This window comes from Pseudomonas ekonensis (assembly GCF_019145435.1).
Classification (GTDB): Bacteria; Pseudomonadota; Gammaproteobacteria; order Pseudomonadales; family Pseudomonadaceae; genus Aquipseudomonas; species Aquipseudomonas ekonensis.
In genome coordinates, this window is record NZ_JAHSTS010000001.1 from 403,636 (window position 1) to 420,782 (window position 17,147).

Genomic DNA, 17,147 nt, shown 5'->3' on the forward strand with positions numbered 1-17,147 from the left:
CCCCATAACGAAGAACGGCGCCCGAGGGCGCCGTTCTTGTCTCTGCCTACTTGTCTCTGCCTACAGCGGCAACCCCGCCTTGACCCGGTACTGGTTGCGCACCGGCGTCGCGTATTGCAGCACCAGGTACGGACGGTGCTCCTCGGGGCAGGCGTCCAGCCGGCGCTGCCATTCTTCCCGCGCCTTGGCCAGCTCATCGACGCCGAACACGTCGGCGGCCTTGGGCACCTGCAGCTGCGGATCGGCGTCCGCCCACTGCGCGTACGCCAGGTAATGCACCGGGAACAGGCGGTAGCCGCCGAGGATCTGCCGGTCCATCTCCACCGCCAGTTGCTTGGTGTCTTCGTAGAACGCCGTGATCGGCGCGGCGAAGTTCACGTGCACCCGGCCCTTGTAGCCGGTGATGCCCTTGGCGATGCTCACGTCGTCCTCGCCCGGCGCCTTGCTGTAGGTGCCGGTGGTGGCGCGGATGTACAGCTCGCGGGCCTTGGCCTGGTCGCACGGGTCGTACTCGTAGCTGATCGACACCGGGGTCAGGTTCAGCGACTGGATGACCTCGCCGAACGGCTCGTCCTTGCGGCTCATGTGGAACATCTTGAGGATCGCCGACTCGGTGCGGTCGTCGCCGTCCTTGGCCCGGCCCTCGGCCTGGGCGATCCAGATCGAGGCGCAATCGTTGCGGATCGAATGGTTGATGTACGCCGACAGCAGCTGGTACGCCGCCATCTTTTCCCGGCGCCCGGTGATCGAGCGGTGCACGATGAAGCTCTTGTTCAGGCGCATCAGGTCGCTGACGAAGGGCTTTTGCAGCAGGTTGTCGCCGATGGCGATGCGCGGGGTCGGCAGGCCGGCGTGGTACACGGCGTAGTTGACGAAGGCCGGATCCATCACGATGTCGCGGTGGTTGGCGATGAACAGGTAGGCGCTGCCTGACTTGAACTGCTCGACGCCGGTGTAGGTCACGCCGTCGGTGGCCCGCTCGATGGTGTGGTCGACATAGAACTCGACCTTGTCCTGCAGGGTGGCCACCGAGGTCACGCCGGCGAACTCACGGCGCAGCCGATGGGCGATGAGGGGCTTGAGCATCCAGCCCAGGGCACCGGCGAAACGCGGGAAGCGGAAGTGGGTGAGGATATCTAGAAACGCCTTGTCGCCGAGCAGCCGCGCCAGTACCGCAGGTACTTCGCTGTCGTCGTAAGGTCGGATGGCATCGAATTCGCCCATCATGCTCTCTTGTTGGAAACGGCTAGGGTAAGTAAAGGTGTTGATCGAAAACCAACGGGGCACGGTCTGAAAAGGTAGCCAGACAAAAAAGGCCCTGCAAACAGACCGGCGATTATACGCACAAGTCACTCGGGAGACCGCGATGCTGGAAGCCGCACATTATGATTGCCCGTACTGCGGGGAAGAGGTCGAGACCACCGTGGACCTGTCCGGCGGCGACCAGGAATACATCGAAGACTGCCAGGTGTGCTGCAAGCCGGTCCGGTTCGTGCTGCAGGTGCACGGCGAGGAGTGGTTGCTCGACGTGTACGGCGAAAACGATTGAGGGGCGCGCATGCAGCGGATCTACGAGCCGGAAAACCTGATGGAAGGCGAGATGCTCAAGGGCATGCTCGAAAGCGAGGGCATCGAGGCGCACCTGGTGGGGCGCGACCTGCTCGGCGGGGCGGGCGAGCTGCCGGTCTTCGGCCTGCTCGGGCTGTCGGTCGACAATGATCAGGCCGAGTACGCCAGCGAACTGATCCGGGCGTACAATGCCGCGCTGCCGCTGCCCGGCGATGAACCGGACAGCTACCCCGGTACGCTGGTCTGTTAGGCTGGCGTTCGATTTATTTGCGAGCCGTGTTGCCCCATGTGTGGACGTTATGCCCTGTTCCGCTGGAACCGTGATTTCGCGGCCCTGCCCGGTTTTCCTGCCGATCAGCAGGCGCAGTGGAACATTTCCCCCAACGACTCGGTGCTGATGCTGCGCGCCGAATCCGACGGTCAGCGCACGCTGGCCCGCGCCCGCTGGGGCCTGACGCCGCCGTGGCTGACCGACCTGTCCCGCACCCCGGCCCATGCCCGGGCCGAGACTGTGGCCGAGCAACCGATGTTCCGCGAAGCCCTGCGCCAGCGCCGTTGCCTGCTGCCGGCCAACGGCTTCTACGAATGGCGCGGCACCGCGCGCAAGCGGCCGTACTGGCTGACGCCGGGGGAGGGCGCTTCGCTGTTTTTCGCGGCGATCTGGGAAGCCTACCCGGTGCAGGAACAGGTGTGGCTGAGTACGGCGGTCATCACCCAGCCGGCCATGAGCCAGCGCCGGCCGCTGATTCTGGACGAGGCGGGGCAGGCGGCGTGGCTGGATCCGCAAACGCCGCTGCACGCCTTGCACGCGCTGCTGGCCGGCGAGCCCGTGGCGCTGCGCGAGCGGGTGCTGGCCAACCTGGTCAACGATCCCAAGCTCAACGGCCCGGAGTGCCTGACCCCGGCCTGACGCTCTGCCATCGCATGCGGAACGGTGTTCACTGCAAAACCCCGTGGGAGCGGGCTTGCCCGCGATGAGGCCGGCGCATCCGGCCCCTATGTGTCAGGCTGCCTCCCACCGTTTTTCACCACCGTCCCCCTGAGGGAGCGAGCCTGCTCGCGATCAGGCCCGCAGGGCCTTCCTGCCGGTCAGACCTTGAACTGATTGATCAACCGGCGCTGCTGCTCCGCCAGCTTGGTCAGGTCGGCGCTGGCCGAACTCGACTCGTCGGCGCCGCCCGCGACTTCGTTGGCCACCTGGCCGATGTTGATCACATTGCGGTTGATGTCGTCGGCCACCGCGCTCTGTTCCTCGGCGGCGCTGGCGATCTGGGTGTTCATGTCGTTGATCACCGACACCGCCTGGGTGATGGTCTCCAGCGCCTCGGCGGCCTTGGCCGCGTGCTGCACGCTTTCGTCGGTGCGGCTCTGGCTGTCTTCCATGACCCGCACCACTTCGCGGGTGCCCTGCTGCAGTTGCTGGATCATGCTCTGGATTTCTTCGGTGGCCTGCTGGGTCTTCTGCGCCAGGTTGCGCACCTCGTCGGCCACCACCGCGAACCCGCGGCCCTGCTCGCCGGCGCGGGCCGCTTCGATGGCCGCGTTGAGGGCCAGCAGGTTGGTCTGTTCGGCGATGGCGCGGATGGCGATGAGGATCGCGTTGATGTTCTCGCTGTCCTTGGCCAGCGCCTGCACCACTTCCACGGCCTTGCCGATCTCCACGGCCAGCACGCCGATCGACTTCGAGGTGTCGCTGACGATCCGCATGCCTTGGCTGGCGGCCTGGTCGGCATGGCTGGCCGCCTGCGCCGCTTGGGTCGCGTTGCGCGCCACGTCCTGGGCGGTGGCGGTCATCTCCTGTACGGCGGTGGCCACCTGGTCGATTTCGGCCATCTGCTTCTGCACGCCGATGTTGGTGCGGATGGCGATGTCGGCGGTGTGCTCGGACGAATCGCTGACGCTCTGCACCGACGTCACCACCTGGGTGATCATCGCCTGCAACTTGGCCAGGAATGTGTTGAAGCCTTTGGCGATCGAACCCAGCTCATCGCTGCGGTCGCTGCTCAGGCGGCGGGTCAGGTCGCCTTCGCCCTGGGCGATGTCGTCGAGCATGGTCACCATCTGCTTGAGCGGACGGGCGATGCCGTGGCCCACCAGCCAGATCACCAGCAGGCCGAGGCCGGCGATGACCAGGCCGACCATGGCCATGCCGAAGGTGTCGGACTTGCGTTGTGCGTCGAGGTCGCCCTGGAGCTTCTGCAGGTCGGCCATCACCGCGTTCAGCGGCAATTGCAGCATCAGGGTCCAGCGCGCATCGGTCTGGCCGATGCCGAACGGCAGGTACAGCTCGATCCGGCCCTGTTCCTTGCTGACGGTGTAGGTGACTTCGCCGCGCTTGAGATTGGCCATGTTGGCGATCTGCTGGCTGTCGAGGATGTCGCTGACCTTCTCGCCGAATTTGCTCGGATCCTTGGTGTAGGCCACGATCCGGCCGTTGCCGCCGATCAGGGCCATCTGCCCGGCGCCGGCGTACAGTTTCTGGTTGGCGGCCAGGAGCATCTCCTGGATGAAGTTCACCGACAGGTCGGCGCCGACGATGCCCTGGAACGCGCCGTTGAGCATGATCGGCTCGATGAACGAGGCGAGCATCACGACCTTGTCGCCGACCTTGTACGGCGCCGGGTCGATCACGCAGGACTTCTTGGTTTCCTTCGAGCACAGGTAGTACTCGCTGGCGCGCACGCCGGTGGACAGGACTTTCTGGTCGTCCACATCCACCAGTTTGTCCAGGCCCAGGGTGCCGTCGTCGTTGCGGAACCACCACGGCAGGAAGCGCCCGTTGGCGGCGTCGATGCCCACCACCTGGGTGCCGACGTAGGCGGCGTCGTTGTGGTCCAGGGCGTTCTTTTCCCAGCCGATGTAGGTGCCGAGGATCTTCGGGTTCTTCTCGACGTTTTCCTTGATCAGGCTGATCAGTTGCTCGCGGCTGACGGTCAGCCGGGGCTGGCCGTCGGCGCCCGGCGTGCCGAGCAGGGCGTTGACCCGCACCAGCCCGCCGGCGATCAGCAGCGGCGCTTCGAGCTCGCGCTGGATCTGGCTGACCTGGGTCTGCGCCAGGGATGTCAGGCGCTGTTCGATGACCTGCTCGAACTGGGCCTGGGTGCGTTCCTGCACCATGTCTTGCGTCCGGGCGCCGGAAAACAGCGCATACAGCACCAGCGCGGCCACCACGCTGAGAACGATGGCGCCGGCCAGGGCCGCCACGGAAAACTGGATCGACTTGAATTTCATGGGAGCTCCGCACGCAGGAAGACGTCTGCGCTGATGTATCGGCAGGAGGTTCGTCGGGCATGAGCGCAAAGTGTCGAGTTGACTGTTTTGGATGTGTCTGTGTCGCATTCAGAACGGTTCAGAACCTTTGTGCGGCAACGCAGTCAGTGCTGTGTGAATTTTTAGCGACTACAGTTTTTCCATCGTGCCGTGCAGTTAACAGGAGTCTTTGATGAACAAATCGCTGATGGCGGTCGTGCTGGGCTCGGTGTTGCTGCTCAACGGCTGTGAGACCGTGAACACGACCAGTGCAGGTGAGGTGGGCGTCAAGCGTCAGCAGCGCATGCTCACGCTGTTGTCCTCGCAAGAGCTGGACCAGATGTACGCCCAGTCCTATCAGAAAACCGTTGGAGAGGCGTCGGGCAAGGGCGCGCTGGACAAGACCAGCGCCGATGCCAGGCGTGTGCAGGCGATAGCCGACCGCTTGATCGCCCAGGCGCCGAACTTCCGTCCGGACGCGGCGCAGTGGCAATGGGAGGTCAATCTGATCAAGAGTGACGAGCTCAATGCCAATTGCGGCCCTGGCGGCAAGATCATTTTCTACACGGGATTGATCGATGGCCTGCAACTGACCGATGACGAAATCGCTGCGGTCATGGGCCATGAAATCGCCCACGCCCTGCGCGAGCACAGTCGTGAAGCGATGTCCAAGGCATACGGCATCGAATTGGCCAAGCAGGGTGCCACTGCGTTGCTGGGTCTGAGTTCGGAAAGCCTGGCCGCAGCCGATGCCGCCGTCAAATATGCCATGACCCTGCCCAACAGCCGCGCCAACGAAAACGAAGCCGACCTGATCGGCCTCGAACTCGCCGCCCGGGCCGGCTACAACCCGAACGCCGCGATCACCCTGTGGAACAAGATGAGCAAGGCCTCGGAAGGCGCGCCGCCGGAGTTCATGAGCACGCACCCGGCCTCGTCCAGCCGGATCGCCTCGTTGCAGGCAGCGATTCCGAAGGTGATGCCGTTGTACGAGAAAGCGCCGAAGTCCTGAAGGCGTTAGCTGCAAGCTTCAAGCTTCAAGCTGCAAGTGGGTGTAATCGCATCATTTGCAGCTCACGGCTTGTAGCTTGTAGCTTGTAGCTTGTAGCTTGAGGCTTGAGGCTTAAGGCTTAAGGCTTGAGCCATTTTCAGACCCAACCGCTGCTCTGCATCGCCTTGTACACCGCGACGATCGCCAGAATCATGAAGGCCGAAGCCGCCAGGCGACGGATCAGCGTCAGCGGCAGTTTCTCCGCCGCGAAATTCCCCGCCAGCACCACCGGCACGTTGGCGATCAGCATGCCGGCCGTGGTGCCGATGATCACCAGCCACAGCTCCGGGTACTGCGCCGCCAGCATCACCGTGGCGATCTGGGTCTTGTCACCGATTTCCGCCAGGAAGAACGCGATCAGCGTGGTCAGGAACGGTCCGAACTTGCGGGCCGTGCTGGCCTCGTCGTCGTCCATCTTGTCCGGCACCAAGGTCCACAAGGCCGTGGCGGCGAAACTGGCGGCGAGGATCCAGTGCAGGACGGAGTCCGAGAAGAAACTGCCGAACCAGGCGCCGACCGCACCGGCAGCGGCGTGGTTGGCCAGGGTCGCGGCGACGATGCCGGCGATGATCGGCCAGGGTTTGCGAAAGCGTGCGGCGAGAATGAGCGCGAGCAGTTGCGTCTTGTCGCCGATTTCGGCGAGGGCAACGATGGCGGTGGGAACGAGCAGCGAGTCCAGCATCAGGATTTCCTAAGGGGCGGGTCGACACGGCTATGACACGTACAGCCTTCCCGCCCCGGGTAAGGTGTGCGTGTCATAGGTCTTGTCAAACCCTGCGGTCCGTCTGGTGCGGACGCTGGGGTCGCATACGCCATGATCTGCGGATCAAGTGTGTTGACGTATGCCGGACGAGCTAGGCGCTCGTGGGAGACTACTCCCCTAGGACGGAGCGGATTCTGCCTAGGCAAATCCGATTGGGCAAGCACAAATTTTCAGGCCCGCTTGGCGCTGTAGATCCGGAACCCCTGGCCTTCGGCCCTCACCGAACAGGCGCCCAGATGCTCCTCGATCAACGGTTGGTACTTGAGGAAGCTGTTGGCCACCAGCCGTAGTTCGCCACCTGTTTTCAGATGTTTGGCTGCTTTTCGCAGCAGGTTTTCCGTCGCCTGGTAATCGGTGTGCACCCCGGTGTGGAACGGCGGATTGGTCAGGATCGCGTTCAGGCCCAGCGGGGCGGCATCGATGCCGTCGCCGGTCAGCACGTCGCCTTCCAGACCGTTGGCCGCCAGGGTCAGGCGGCTGCTGGCGGCGGCGAAGGCGTCGACGTCCAGCAAGGTCACCTGGGTGTCCGGGTAGCGACGCTTGACCGCAGCCCCCAGCACACCGGCGCCGCAGCCGAAGTCCAGCAGATGGCCGCCGGGCAGTTTGTCCAGGTGCTCCAGCAGCAGGGCGCTGCCGCGATCCAGCCGGCCGTGGCTGAACACGCCCGGCAGGCTGATCACCTTGAGCGGCCCTTCGGCCAGCGGCAGCTCATAGGTCTGGGCCAGGCTTTCCAGCGGTTTGGCCGCCGGCGCTTGGGCCACGGTCACTTGCCAGAGCTGGCAATGGCGGGCGCTGTCGAGCTTGCGCGGCTTGCCGAACGGATTGAGCTGCTTGGCCGCGCCTTCGATGCCGCCGCGTTTTTCCCCGACCAGGTACACCTCGCGCCCGGCCAGGCGCGCGGCCACGGCGTTGAGCAGGTAGTCGGTCAGGTCCTTGGCCTTGGGCAGAAACACCACTGCGCTGTCGAACCCGCGTTCCGGGGCGTGCACGCCGAAGTGGCTGCGCCCGGCGAACCGAGCCTCGAGCATGGCCTGATCGCCGGCATGCCAGCACCAGCCGAACGCGTCGGGCAGGCGCCCGAGCAGATCGTCGGCGGGCAGCCCGGCCAGCAACACCGACCCTTGGAATAATTCGGCCTGACGAAGCAGTACTTCACTGCGCGGATCCATAACTGCTCCTTGGAAAAAAAGTGTCGCAGTCTATCAATTGACGACCCGCAGCGCCTCACCGCTGAAGAACGCGTGGGCGTTTTCGGTCAGTTGCCCGACGATGCGCTGCCGCGCCTCGCGGCTGCCCCAGGCGTTGTGCGGGGTGACGATCAGGCGCGGAATGTCGGCGGCCAGCAGCGGGTTGCCGTTGACCGGAGGCTCGGTGCTCAGCACGTCGGTGGCCGCTCCGCCGAGGTGGCCGCTGCGCAGGGCGTCGGCCAGCGCCTGTTCGTCGATCAGGCCGCCGCGGGCGGTGTTGACCACGAATGCGCCGGGTTTCATCGACGCCAGTTCCCGGGCACCGATGAAATGGCGGGTGTGCTCGTTGAGCGGGCAGTGCAGGGTGAGGGCGTCGACCTGGGGCAGCAGCTCGGCCAGCGGCACGCGGTCCGGCCGCGCCGGCCGTCCCGGAATCTGCCCCGACAGCACGCGCATGCCGAACGCTTCGGCCAGGCGGGCCACCGCGCCGCCCAGTTCGCCGTGCCCGAGCAGGCCGAGGGTCTTGCCTTCCAGCTCGACGATCGGGTAGTCCAGCAGGCAGAACTGCTTCGCCTGCTGCCAGCGGCCTTCGCCGACAGCTTTTTGATATTCGCCCAAACGGGTGGCGAGGTTGAGCAGCAGCATGATCGTGTGCTGCGCCACCGACGGCGTGCCGTAGGCCTGGCAGTTGCACACGGTGATGCCGCGGGCCTTTGCGGCGGCCAGGTCGACGTTGTTGGTGCCGGTGGCGGTGATCAGGATCAGCTTCAGGTCCGGGTTGGCCGCCATGGCGGCCGCGTCGATGAGGATCTTGTTGGTGATCGCCACGGTGGCGCCGCTCAGGCGTTGGGCGACCTGTTCCGGCAGGGTCTGGGCGAACAGTTGCAGGTCGCTGAAGCACTCGCGCAAAGGGCTCAGGTCGAGATCGCCCAGATCCAGGGAAGGGTGATCGAGGAATACGGCGCGGCGGGCGTTCGTCATCAACTGTACCTTTTGTGCGGTGAACGGAAGGCGTAATCTGCCGAGCCTACCAGATGAAACAAATTGATACGCAACGGCTGAAGCCCGCCACGCTGGGGGCTCTGCTCTGCGGATCTGCCTGATTCGACCCAAAGGAGTCCCCATGTACTGGACCGAGTTCTTGACCGTTGCACTGATCCACCTGCTGGCCGTGGCCAGTCCCGGCCCGGACTTCGCCGTGGTGGTGCGCGAGAGCGTGACCCACGGCCGGCGTGCCGGCACCTGGACGGCGCTGGGCGTGGGCACGGCGATTTTCCTGCACGTGGGCTATTCGCTGTTGGGCATCGGCCTGATCGTGTCGCAGTCGATCGTGCTGTTCAACGCCCTGAAATGGGCCGCCGCCGCTTACCTGCTGTACATCGGCTACAAGGCCTTGCGCGCGCAGCCGGCGCCGGCCGTCACCGACGACCTGCACAAGGAGGCCGGCGAGCGCACCGCCCGCGGCGCGTTCACCTCAGGCTTCGTGACCAACGGGCTGAACCCCAAGGCCACGCTGTTCTTCCTGTCGCTGTTCACCGTGGTGATCAATCCGCACACGCCGCTGGCGGTGCAGGCCGGTTACGGGGTCTACCTGGCGGCGGCCACCGCGACCTGGTTCTGCCTGGTGGCGCTGCTGTTCAGCCAGCAGCGCGTGCGCGCCGGTTTCGCCCGCATGGGCCACTGGTTCGACCGAACCATGGGCGCGGTGCTGATCGCCATCGGCGTGAAGCTGGCGTTCACCGAGATGCACTGATCGACCCGAGCTGGTTGAGGGCGTTGAGGTACTCCCGGGGATTGTCCCCGAGCAAACGGCGGAACATCGCGCTGAACGCCCGCGCGCTGCCGTAACCCAGGTCCTGCGCCACGCGCTGCACGCTGTCCCCGGCGAGCAGGCGGGGCAGGGCTTCCATCAGTCGCAGTTGCTGGCGCCAGGCGTTGAAACTCATCTTCAGTTGCTGCTGGAACAGGCGCGCCAGTGTCCGTGAGCTGGCGCCGGCCTGCTGTGCCCAGTCCTCCAGGGTGTTGGGGTGGTCAGGGGTTTGCAGCAGCGCCAGGCAGATGCCTTGCAGTCGCCGGTCGGCGGGCATCGGAATGTGCAGCGGCAGGTTCTCCAGGCCGGCGAGCTCCTGCAGCATCAGTTGCTGGATCAGCGGATTTTCCGCGTGGGGCGGGCCTTGCACGGCGCGCAGGATCAGTTCGCGCAGCAGCGGCGTGACCGCCAGCACGCAGCACTGCTGGAGGCTGGCCGGCGACAGTTCGGGGGCGATGAACAGCGAACGCATCTGCACGTCGCCGGACATGAAGATCTCATGCGCGACCTCGGGCGGAATCCACACCGCACGGGTCGGCGGCAGCACCCAGGCGCCCTGGGCCGTGACCACCCGCATCACCCCGCGCACCGCATACAGCAGCTGCGCCTCGCGGTGCAGGTGCAAGGGCTGGTGGGCGCCGTCCAGGTAGTCCCGGGGGTAGGCACTCACCGGGCCGTGTTCGAAATGGCTGATCAACATGTCCGGTTCGATGACTTCATTGGCAGGTCTGCGCTTTTTCGCCAACTTAGCATAGCCGCTCACCACAACATCAAGCGTGCCGCCATGAACCGATCCGTCACCGTCATCCGCTACATCAACGCAGCCCATGTGATCGACCACATGTTCATGCTGATCTTCCCCGCCGCCGTGCTCGGCATGACCCAAGCCTTCGGGCTCGACTACGCCGCGCTGATCGGCCTGTCGCTGGGCGGCTTCATCGCCTTCGGCGCCTGCTCGCTGCCGGCCGGGTGGCTGGGCGACCGCTGGAGCCGGCGGCACATGATGCTGGTGTTCTTTTTCGGCATCGGCGCCTCGGCGATGTTCACCGGCCTGAGCGCAAGCCCCGCGATGCTGGTGACGGGCCTGACCCTGACCGGCGTCTTCGCTGCGATCTACCACCCGGTGGGCACCGCGATGCTGGTGGCCTATGCGCAGAACCGCGGGCGCGAGATCGGCATCAACGGCATGTGGGGCAACCTGGGGGTGGCGTTTTCGGCGCTGGTCACCGGATGGCTGGTGGCGCAGTTCGGCTGGCGTGCGGCGTTCCTGGTGCCGGGGGCGGTCGCCATCGCGCTGGGCATCGGGTTTGCCCTGCAGGTGCGCGACGAGCCGGTTCCTGCGCGTGCGCACACGGCGCTCAAGGGCGTCGCCGGCCAGCGCATCTCCATGGCGATGGTGTTCGGCGTGCTGGCGCTGGCCACGGCCACCGGCGGGGTGGTGTTCAATGCCACCACCATGACCTACCCGAAGCTGTTCCAGGAACGCTTGCATGAATGGTCCGCCTCGCCGCAGACCCTCGGGGTGGTGGTCAGCCTGGCCTACGCCTTCGGTGCCGTGGCGCAGCTGAGCATCGGCCGGGTGCTGCACCGGATCAGCCTGAAATGGCCGTTCGTGGTGTTGACCCTGTGCCAGGCGCCGCTGCTGCTGGCGCTGGCCCGGGTCGATGGCTGGGCGGTGATCGCCGTCGGCGCGGCGTTCATGTTCGCGGTGTTCGGCCAGGTCACGGTGAACGATTCGATGGTGGCCAACTTCGTCGCGCCGCACTGGCAGGCCCGAGTGTTCGCCCTGCGCTACTGCTTGTCGTTCGGCGCCAGCGCGACGGCGATCCCGCTGATCGCCTATGTCGAACCGCGCCATGGTTTCGCGGGCCTTTACCTGATCCTGGCCGGTTTTGGCGCCTTGACCTTCCTTGCCGCAGCGGTTTTCCCACGTACGCCTTCGGAAGAGGCTGTCGGACAAATGGCTTGAGCCGCTTCGGATGAACGCAAATGCTGGCGCAAAGCTAGCATTTGCGCCGCTCTGCAAATCATTCCTTTGGCTGATTTGACTGTCACGCAACGGTTCTAGAGTAGAGCTCTAATGCCAACACCGTGCCGTCAGAAAAGGGATTCCTATGTTGCAGACTCGCGTCATCCCGCCCGCCGAAGGGGCGTACCAGTACCCGCTGCTGATCAAACGGCTGCTGATGTCCGGCGCCCGTTACGAGAAGACCCGCGAGATCGTCTACCGCGACCAGCTGCGCTACAGCTACCCGACCCTGATCGAACGGGTCGCGCGGCTGGCCAACGTGCTGACGGCGGCGGGCGTGAAGGCCGGCGACACCGTGGCGGTGATGGACTGGGACAGCCATCGCTACCTGGAATGCATGTTCGCCATCCCGATGATCGGCGCGGTGATCCACACCATCAACGTGCGCCTGTCGCCGGAGCAGATCCTCTACACGATGAACCACGCCGAGGACCGCTTCGTGCTGGTCAACAGCGAGTTCACCGGCCTGTACCGGGCCATCGCGCCGCACCTGACCACGGTGGAGAAGACCCTGCTGCTGACGGACTTGCCGGAAAAGACCGCCGAACTGCCCAACCTCGTCGGCGAGTACGAGCAGCTGCTGGCCGCCGCGAGTCCGCGCTACGACTTCCAGGACTTCGACGAGAACTCGGTGGCCACCACCTTCTACACCACCGGCACCACCGGCAACCCGAAGGGCGTGTACTTCACCCACCGGCAACTGGTGCTGCACACCATGGGCGTGTCGACCATCATGGGCGCCATCGACAGCGTGCGGCTTTTGGGCACCAACGACGTGTACATGCCGATCACGCCGATGTTCCACGTGCATGCCTGGGGCCTGCCGTACGTGGCGACCATGCTCGGGCTCAAGCAGGTCTATCCGGGACGCTACGATCCGGAGTTCCTGGTCGAGCTGTGGCGCAAGGAGAAGGTCACCTTTTCCCACTGCGTGCCGACCATCCTGCAGATGGTGCTCAACGCCAAGGGCGCCCAGGGCACCGATTTCGGCGGCTGGAAAATCGTCATCGGCGGCAGCGCGCTCAACCGTTCCCTGTATGAGACGGCCAAGGCCCGCGGCATTCAGCTCACCGCCGCCTACGGCATGTCGGAGACCGGGCCGCTGGTGTCCTGCGCGCACCTGAACGACGAACTGATGGCCGGCAGCGAAGACGAACGCACCACCTACCGGATCAAGGCCGGGGTGCCGGGGCCCCTGGTGGAGGCGGCCATCGTCGACGCCGAGGGCAACTTCCTCCCGGCGGACGGCGAGACCCAGGGCGAGCTGGTGCTGCGTGCGCCGTGGCTGACCGAGGGCTACTTCAACGAGCCGCAGAAGGGCGCCGAGCTGTGGGCCGGCGGCTGGCTGCACACCGGCGACGTCGCCACGCTGGACGGCATGGGCGTGATCGACATCCGCGACCGCATCAAGGACGTGATCAAGACCGGCGGCGAATGGATCTCCTCGCTGGACCTCGAAGACCTGATCAGCCGTCACGTCGCGGTACGCGAAGTAGCGGTGGTGGGCATTCCCGATCCGCAGTGGGGCGAGCGGCCGTTTGCCCTGCTGGTGGTCCGCGAGGGGCATGAGATCGGGGCGCGGGAGCTCAAGGAACACCTCAAGCCGTTCGTCGAGCTGGGGCACCTGAGCAAATGGGCGATCCCGAGCCAGATCGCCCTTGTTACCGAAATTCCCAAGACCAGCGTCGGCAAGCTCGACAAGAAGCGCATCCGCCTCGACATCACCGAGTGGCAGACCAACAACAGCGCTTTCCTCTCCACGCTCTGAGCGTCCCCTGGCGCGCCGCAAACGGCGCGCCAGACACCCCCAAGCAAGCGCTTGGCTTGTGAAATCCGAATTTTCAGCCATCCTTGCCGTGCCGACATGGGTCGGACTGGCGAAAGGACTGTTCCAGAGTGGCCGGCAGCTGCAAATCACACTTTAGAGGGATCAAGCGATACCCCCTGCTGGCTATAGTCCGCTCAAGGATTTTTAAGAACGGGGCACACGCGCACACACTTGGGGCGATGCAATTTGGAGCGAATTCGGGCAGCCCTGGCGTCCGGTCCTTCAGGCGTTTTTAAAAGTACTCACTGCCATAACAATAATGCACATGGAGTAGCGTCGATGAATTCAGCTAACCAGTTCTGGCGCCGGGCTAAACTGCCTCTGGCCGTCAGTCTCGCCTCCACGCTCGCCGGGCCCGCATTCGGCGTCAGCTTCAACGTCGGTGAAATCGAAGGCCAGTTCGACTCCTCCCTGTCGATCGGGGCCAGCTGGTCGACCCAGCAGCCGAACAAGAACCTCATCGGCGTCAACAACGGCGGCCACGGCCTCTCCCAGACCTCCGACGACGGCCACGCCAACTTCAAGAGCGGCGAGACCTTCTCGAAGATCTTCAAGGGCATCCATGACCTGGAGCTGAAATACGGCGACACCGGCGTGTTCGTCCGGGGCAAGTACTGGTACGACTTCGAGCTCAAGGACGAAAGCCGCGAGTTCAAGGACATCAGCGACAACAACCGCAAGGAAGGCGCCAAGTCCGCCGGCGGCCAGATCCTCGACGCCTTCGTCTACCACAACTACTCGATCGCCGATCAGCCGGGCTCCGTGCGCCTGGGCAAGCAGGTGGTGAGCTGGGGCGAGAGCACCTTCATCGGCGGCGGCATCAACTCGATCAACCCGATCGACGTCTCCGCGTTCCGCCGTCCGGGCGCCGAGATCAAGGAAGGCCTGATCCCGGTCAACATGTTCTACGTGTCCCAGAGCCTGACCGACAACCTGTCGGCCGACGCCTTCTACCAGATCGAATGGGACCAGACCGTCGTCGACAACTGCGGCACCTTCTTCTCCCAGCCGGACATCATCGCCGACGGCTGCGACAACAACCTGCGCGTGCTGAACAAGCGTTCGCAGATCCCGGCCGTGGCCCTGGGGCCATTGGCGGCCAACGGCGTCGACGTCAACGAGGAAGGCGTGCTGGTGCGCCGCGGCGGCGACCGCGACGCCCGTGACGGCGGCCAGTGGGGCGCGTCCCTGAAGTACATGTTCGATCCGCTGGACACCGAATTCGGCGCCTACTTCATGAACTACCACAGCCGCGCGCCGATCTTCAGCGCCACCGGCGCGCCGCAGTCGGTGTACAACACCGCGCGCGGGCTGCCGGGGCCGTTCGCCGCGCTCGGGCCGCTGCTGGTGGCGGGCAACTCGCAGTACTTCGTCGAGTACCCTGAGGACATCCGCCTCTACGGCCTGAGCTTCTCCACCACCCTGCCCACCGGCACGGCGTGGAGCGGCGAGATCAGCTACCGGCCGAACGCGCCGGTGCAGCTGAACTCCACCGACATCCTGTTCGCCGGCGTGCGGCCGCTGGGCGGCGCCCTGACCAACGCTTCGCTGCTCAACGGCGTTCCGGGCCAGGACCTGCACGGCTACCGCCGCAAGGAAATCACCCAGTTCCAGACCACCCTGACGCACTTCTTCGATCAGGTGATGGGCGCCAGCCGCCTGACCCTGGTGGGCGAAGTGGGCGTGACCCACGTCGGCGGCCTGGAAAGCACCTCCGACGTGCGCTACGGCCGCGATCCGGTCTACGGCCCGGGCGAGTTGCCGGCCACCGGCGGCGTCGACACCTGCGTGGCGCTCAACACCAGCACCATCAACGGCGCAGGCCCCGGCACCCCGACCAACAACCGCAGCCGCAACTGCACCGACGAGGGCTTCACCACCGCGACCTCGTGGGGCTACCGCGGCCGGGCGATCTGGGAATACAACGACGTGTTCGCCGGCGTGAACCTCAAGCCGAACGTGGCCTGGTCCCACGACGTGAGCGGCTACTCGCCAGGCCCCGGCGGCAACTTCGAGGAAGGCCGCAAGGCCATCAGCCTGGGCCTCGACGCCGAGTACCAGAACACCTACACCGCGAGCCTGGCCTACACCAACTTCTTCGACGGCAAGTACACCACCGTGGATGACCGCGACTTCGTGGCCCTCAGCTTCGGCGTGAACTTCTAAGCACTGCATCTTCAGGACGAACGAATTTATGAAAATAACAAAGAGTCTGTTCCACGCCGGTGTTCTGGGCCTGTCGCTGCTGGCGACCGGCGTCATGGCGGCGGTGCCCGCCGCCGAAGCGGACAAGCTGGGCAAGAGCCTGACCCCGATGGGCGCCGAAATGGCCGGCAACGCCGACGGTTCGATCCCGGCCTGGAAACCGATGCCGAAGAACGCCGGCACGGTGGACAGCAAAGGGTTCCTGTCCGACCCGTACGCCAGCGAGAAGCCGCTGTTCACCATCACCGCGCAGAACGTCGACCAGTACAAGGACAAGCTCGCGCCGGGCCAGTACGCGATGTTCAAGCGCTACCCGGACACCTTCAAGATGCCGGTCTACCCGTCCCACCGCGGCGCCACCGTGCCGGACGCCGTGTTCGCCGCGATCAAGAAGAACGCCACCAGCACCAACCTGGTGTCCGGCGGCAACGGCCTGGAGAACTTCGACACCGCCGTGCCGTTCCCGATTCCGAAGAGCGGCGTGGAAGTCATCTGGAACCACATCACCCGCTACCGCGGCGGCAGCGTGACCCGTCTGGTGACCCAGGCCACGCCGCAGGCCAACGGCTCGTTCAGCCTGGTGTACTTCCAGGACCAGTTCGTGTTCCGCGACAAGATGAAGGACTACGATCCGGCCAACCCGGGCAACATCCTGTTCTACTTCAAGCAGAAAGTGACCGCGCCGGCGCGTCTGGCCGGTGGCGTGCTGCTGGTGCACGAGACCCTCGACCAGGTGAAGGAGCCACGTTCGGCGTGGGTCTACAACGCCGGCCAGCGCCGCGTGCGCCGGGCGCCGCAGGTGTCCTATGACGGCCCGGGCACCGCGGCGGACGGCCTGCGCACCTCCGACAACCTGGACATGTACAACGGTGCGCCGGACCGCTACGACTGGAAGCTCGAAGGCAAGAAAGAGATGTACATCGCCTCCGACAGCTACAAGCTCGACGATCCGAAGCTCAAGTACGCCGACATCATCAAGGCCGGCCACATCAACCAGGATCTGGCTCGCTACGAGCTGCGCCGCGTCTGGCATGTGGTCGCGACCCTGAAGGAAGGCCAGCGCCACATCTACGCCAAGCGTGACTTCTTCATCGACGAAGACACCTGGCAAGCGGCGGTGATCGACCATTACGACGGCCGCAACCAACTGTGGCGCGTGGCCGAGGCCCACTCGCAGAACTACTACAACGTCCAGGTGCCGTGGTACACCCTGGAAACCCTCTACGACCTGCAGTCCGGCCGCTACCTGGCGCTGGGCATGAAGAACGAAGAGAAGTCGGCGTACGACTTCGGCTTCACCGCCACCACCGCCGACTTCACGCCGAACGCGCTGCGTCAGGACGGCATCCGCTAAACCGCTGCAAACGAGGCCGCATCCTCGTGGAAACGCCCCGACCGGTTCGGGGCGTTTTTTGCCTGTGGCGTTTTTCCGTAGCCTTTTTGTAGCCATTTGTAG

The 17,147-nt window shown here is 65.2% G+C and carries 15 protein-coding genes, 1 pseudogene and 1 riboswitch; of the genes and pseudogenes, 9 read left to right on the forward strand and 7 right to left on the reverse strand.

Annotated elements, in window-relative coordinates; all coding sequences use genetic code 11:
* Positions 1-60 precede the first annotated feature (60 nt).
* A complete protein-coding gene (locus tag KVG96_RS02010) occupies positions 61-1,227 on the reverse strand; it encodes a 1-acyl-sn-glycerol-3-phosphate acyltransferase (protein ID WP_085584765.1) in 1,167 nt (388 codons plus the stop codon).
* 139 nt (positions 1,228-1,366) lie between these two features.
* On the opposite strand from KVG96_RS02010, the gene KVG96_RS02015 reads away from it, so the two are divergent.
* Genes KVG96_RS02015 through KVG96_RS02025 form a run of 3 tightly spaced genes read left to right on the forward strand, consistent with a single transcriptional unit; the run spans position 1,367 to position 2,479 of the window.
* Positions 1,367-1,549 (forward strand): CPXCG motif-containing cysteine-rich protein, encoded by a 183-nt coding sequence (locus KVG96_RS02015; RefSeq protein ID WP_217890628.1) that lies wholly within the window; start codon positions 1,367-1,369, stop codon positions 1,547-1,549.
* Between the two features lie 9 nt (positions 1,550-1,558).
* Positions 1,559-1,819: a putative signal transducing protein gene (locus tag KVG96_RS02020; protein WP_085584769.1), complete on the forward strand. Its 261-nt coding sequence runs from the start codon at positions 1,559-1,561 to the stop codon at positions 1,817-1,819.
* Positions 1,820-1,855: 36 nt separating this feature from the next.
* Positions 1,856-2,479 carry an SOS response-associated peptidase gene (locus KVG96_RS02025; protein WP_217890629.1) on the forward strand — a complete coding sequence of 208 codons (624 nt, stop codon included), beginning with the start codon at positions 1,856-1,858 and terminating at the stop codon, positions 2,477-2,479.
* 179 nt (positions 2,480-2,658) lie between these two features.
* On the opposite strand, the gene KVG96_RS27730 is transcribed toward KVG96_RS02025, so the two are convergent.
* Positions 2,659-3,501: a methyl-accepting chemotaxis protein gene (locus tag KVG96_RS27730; protein ID WP_437180496.1), complete on the reverse strand. Its 843-nt coding sequence runs from the start codon at positions 3,499-3,501 to the stop codon at positions 2,659-2,661.
* A 12-nt stretch (positions 3,502-3,513) separates the two neighbouring features.
* Positions 3,514-4,908, reverse strand: a pseudogene (locus KVG96_RS27735) (HAMP domain-containing protein); the annotation flags it as partial.
* Positions 4,909-5,011: 103 nt separating this feature from the next.
* On the opposite strand from KVG96_RS27735, the gene KVG96_RS02035 reads away from it, so the two are divergent.
* On the forward strand, positions 5,012-5,830 hold the full coding sequence (locus tag KVG96_RS02035) for a M48 family metallopeptidase (protein ID WP_217890631.1): 819 nt from the start codon (positions 5,012-5,014) through the stop codon (positions 5,828-5,830).
* Between the two features lie 136 nt (positions 5,831-5,966).
* Here KVG96_RS02035 and KVG96_RS02040 read toward each other — a convergent pair whose 3' ends face one another.
* The 3 genes from KVG96_RS02040 to KVG96_RS02050 all read right to left on the reverse strand — a co-directional run bounded on the left by KVG96_RS02040 (position 5,967) and on the right by KVG96_RS02050 (position 8,800).
* Positions 5,967-6,551: a TMEM165/GDT1 family protein gene (locus KVG96_RS02040; RefSeq protein WP_085584777.1), complete on the reverse strand. Its 585-nt coding sequence runs from the start codon at positions 6,549-6,551 to the stop codon at positions 5,967-5,969.
* A gap of 87 nt (positions 6,552-6,638) precedes the next feature.
* Positions 6,639-6,763, reverse strand: a riboswitch (yybP-ykoY riboswitch).
* A 39-nt stretch (positions 6,764-6,802) separates the two neighbouring features.
* Complete coding sequence (locus KVG96_RS02045) at positions 6,803-7,801, reverse strand: methyltransferase (RefSeq protein ID WP_217890632.1); 999 nt, start codon at positions 7,799-7,801, stop codon at positions 6,803-6,805.
* Between the two features lie 33 nt (positions 7,802-7,834).
* Positions 7,835-8,800, reverse strand: a complete 966-nt coding sequence (locus KVG96_RS02050) for a 2-hydroxyacid dehydrogenase (RefSeq protein WP_217890633.1) — start codon at positions 8,798-8,800, stop codon at positions 7,835-7,837.
* Between the two features lie 142 nt (positions 8,801-8,942).
* Here KVG96_RS02050 and KVG96_RS02055 point away from each other — a divergent pair, with 142 nt between their 5' ends.
* Positions 8,943-9,572: a LysE family translocator gene (locus KVG96_RS02055; protein ID WP_217890634.1), complete on the forward strand. Its 630-nt coding sequence runs from the start codon at positions 8,943-8,945 to the stop codon at positions 9,570-9,572.
* Here the strand turns inward: KVG96_RS02055 and KVG96_RS02060 are convergent.
* On the reverse strand, positions 9,556-10,329 hold the full coding sequence (locus KVG96_RS02060; protein WP_217890635.1) for an AraC family transcriptional regulator: 774 nt from the start codon (positions 10,327-10,329) through the stop codon (positions 9,556-9,558). The two genes, KVG96_RS02055 and KVG96_RS02060, sit on opposite strands and share 17 nt — an antisense overlap.
* 84 nt (positions 10,330-10,413) lie before the next feature.
* Between KVG96_RS02060 and KVG96_RS02065 the strand changes: the two genes are divergently transcribed.
* The 4 genes from KVG96_RS02065 to KVG96_RS02080 all read left to right on the forward strand — a co-directional run bounded on the left by KVG96_RS02065 (position 10,414) and on the right by KVG96_RS02080 (position 17,045).
* On the forward strand, positions 10,414-11,598 hold the full coding sequence (locus KVG96_RS02065) for an MFS transporter (protein WP_217890636.1): 1,185 nt from the start codon (positions 10,414-10,416) through the stop codon (positions 11,596-11,598).
* A gap of 145 nt (positions 11,599-11,743) precedes the next feature.
* On the forward strand, positions 11,744-13,426 hold the full coding sequence (locus tag KVG96_RS02070) for a fatty acid--CoA ligase (protein WP_217890637.1): 1,683 nt from the start codon (positions 11,744-11,746) through the stop codon (positions 13,424-13,426).
* Positions 13,427-13,765: 339 nt separating this feature from the next.
* Positions 13,766-15,652, forward strand: coding sequence for a DUF1302 domain-containing protein (locus KVG96_RS02075; protein WP_217890638.1), 1,887 nt, complete (start codon positions 13,766-13,768; stop codon positions 15,650-15,652).
* 28 nt (positions 15,653-15,680) lie between these two features.
* Positions 15,681-17,045, forward strand: a complete 1,365-nt coding sequence (locus KVG96_RS02080) for a DUF1329 domain-containing protein (protein ID WP_217890639.1) — start codon at positions 15,681-15,683, stop codon at positions 17,043-17,045.
* Positions 17,046-17,147 lie beyond the last annotated feature (102 nt).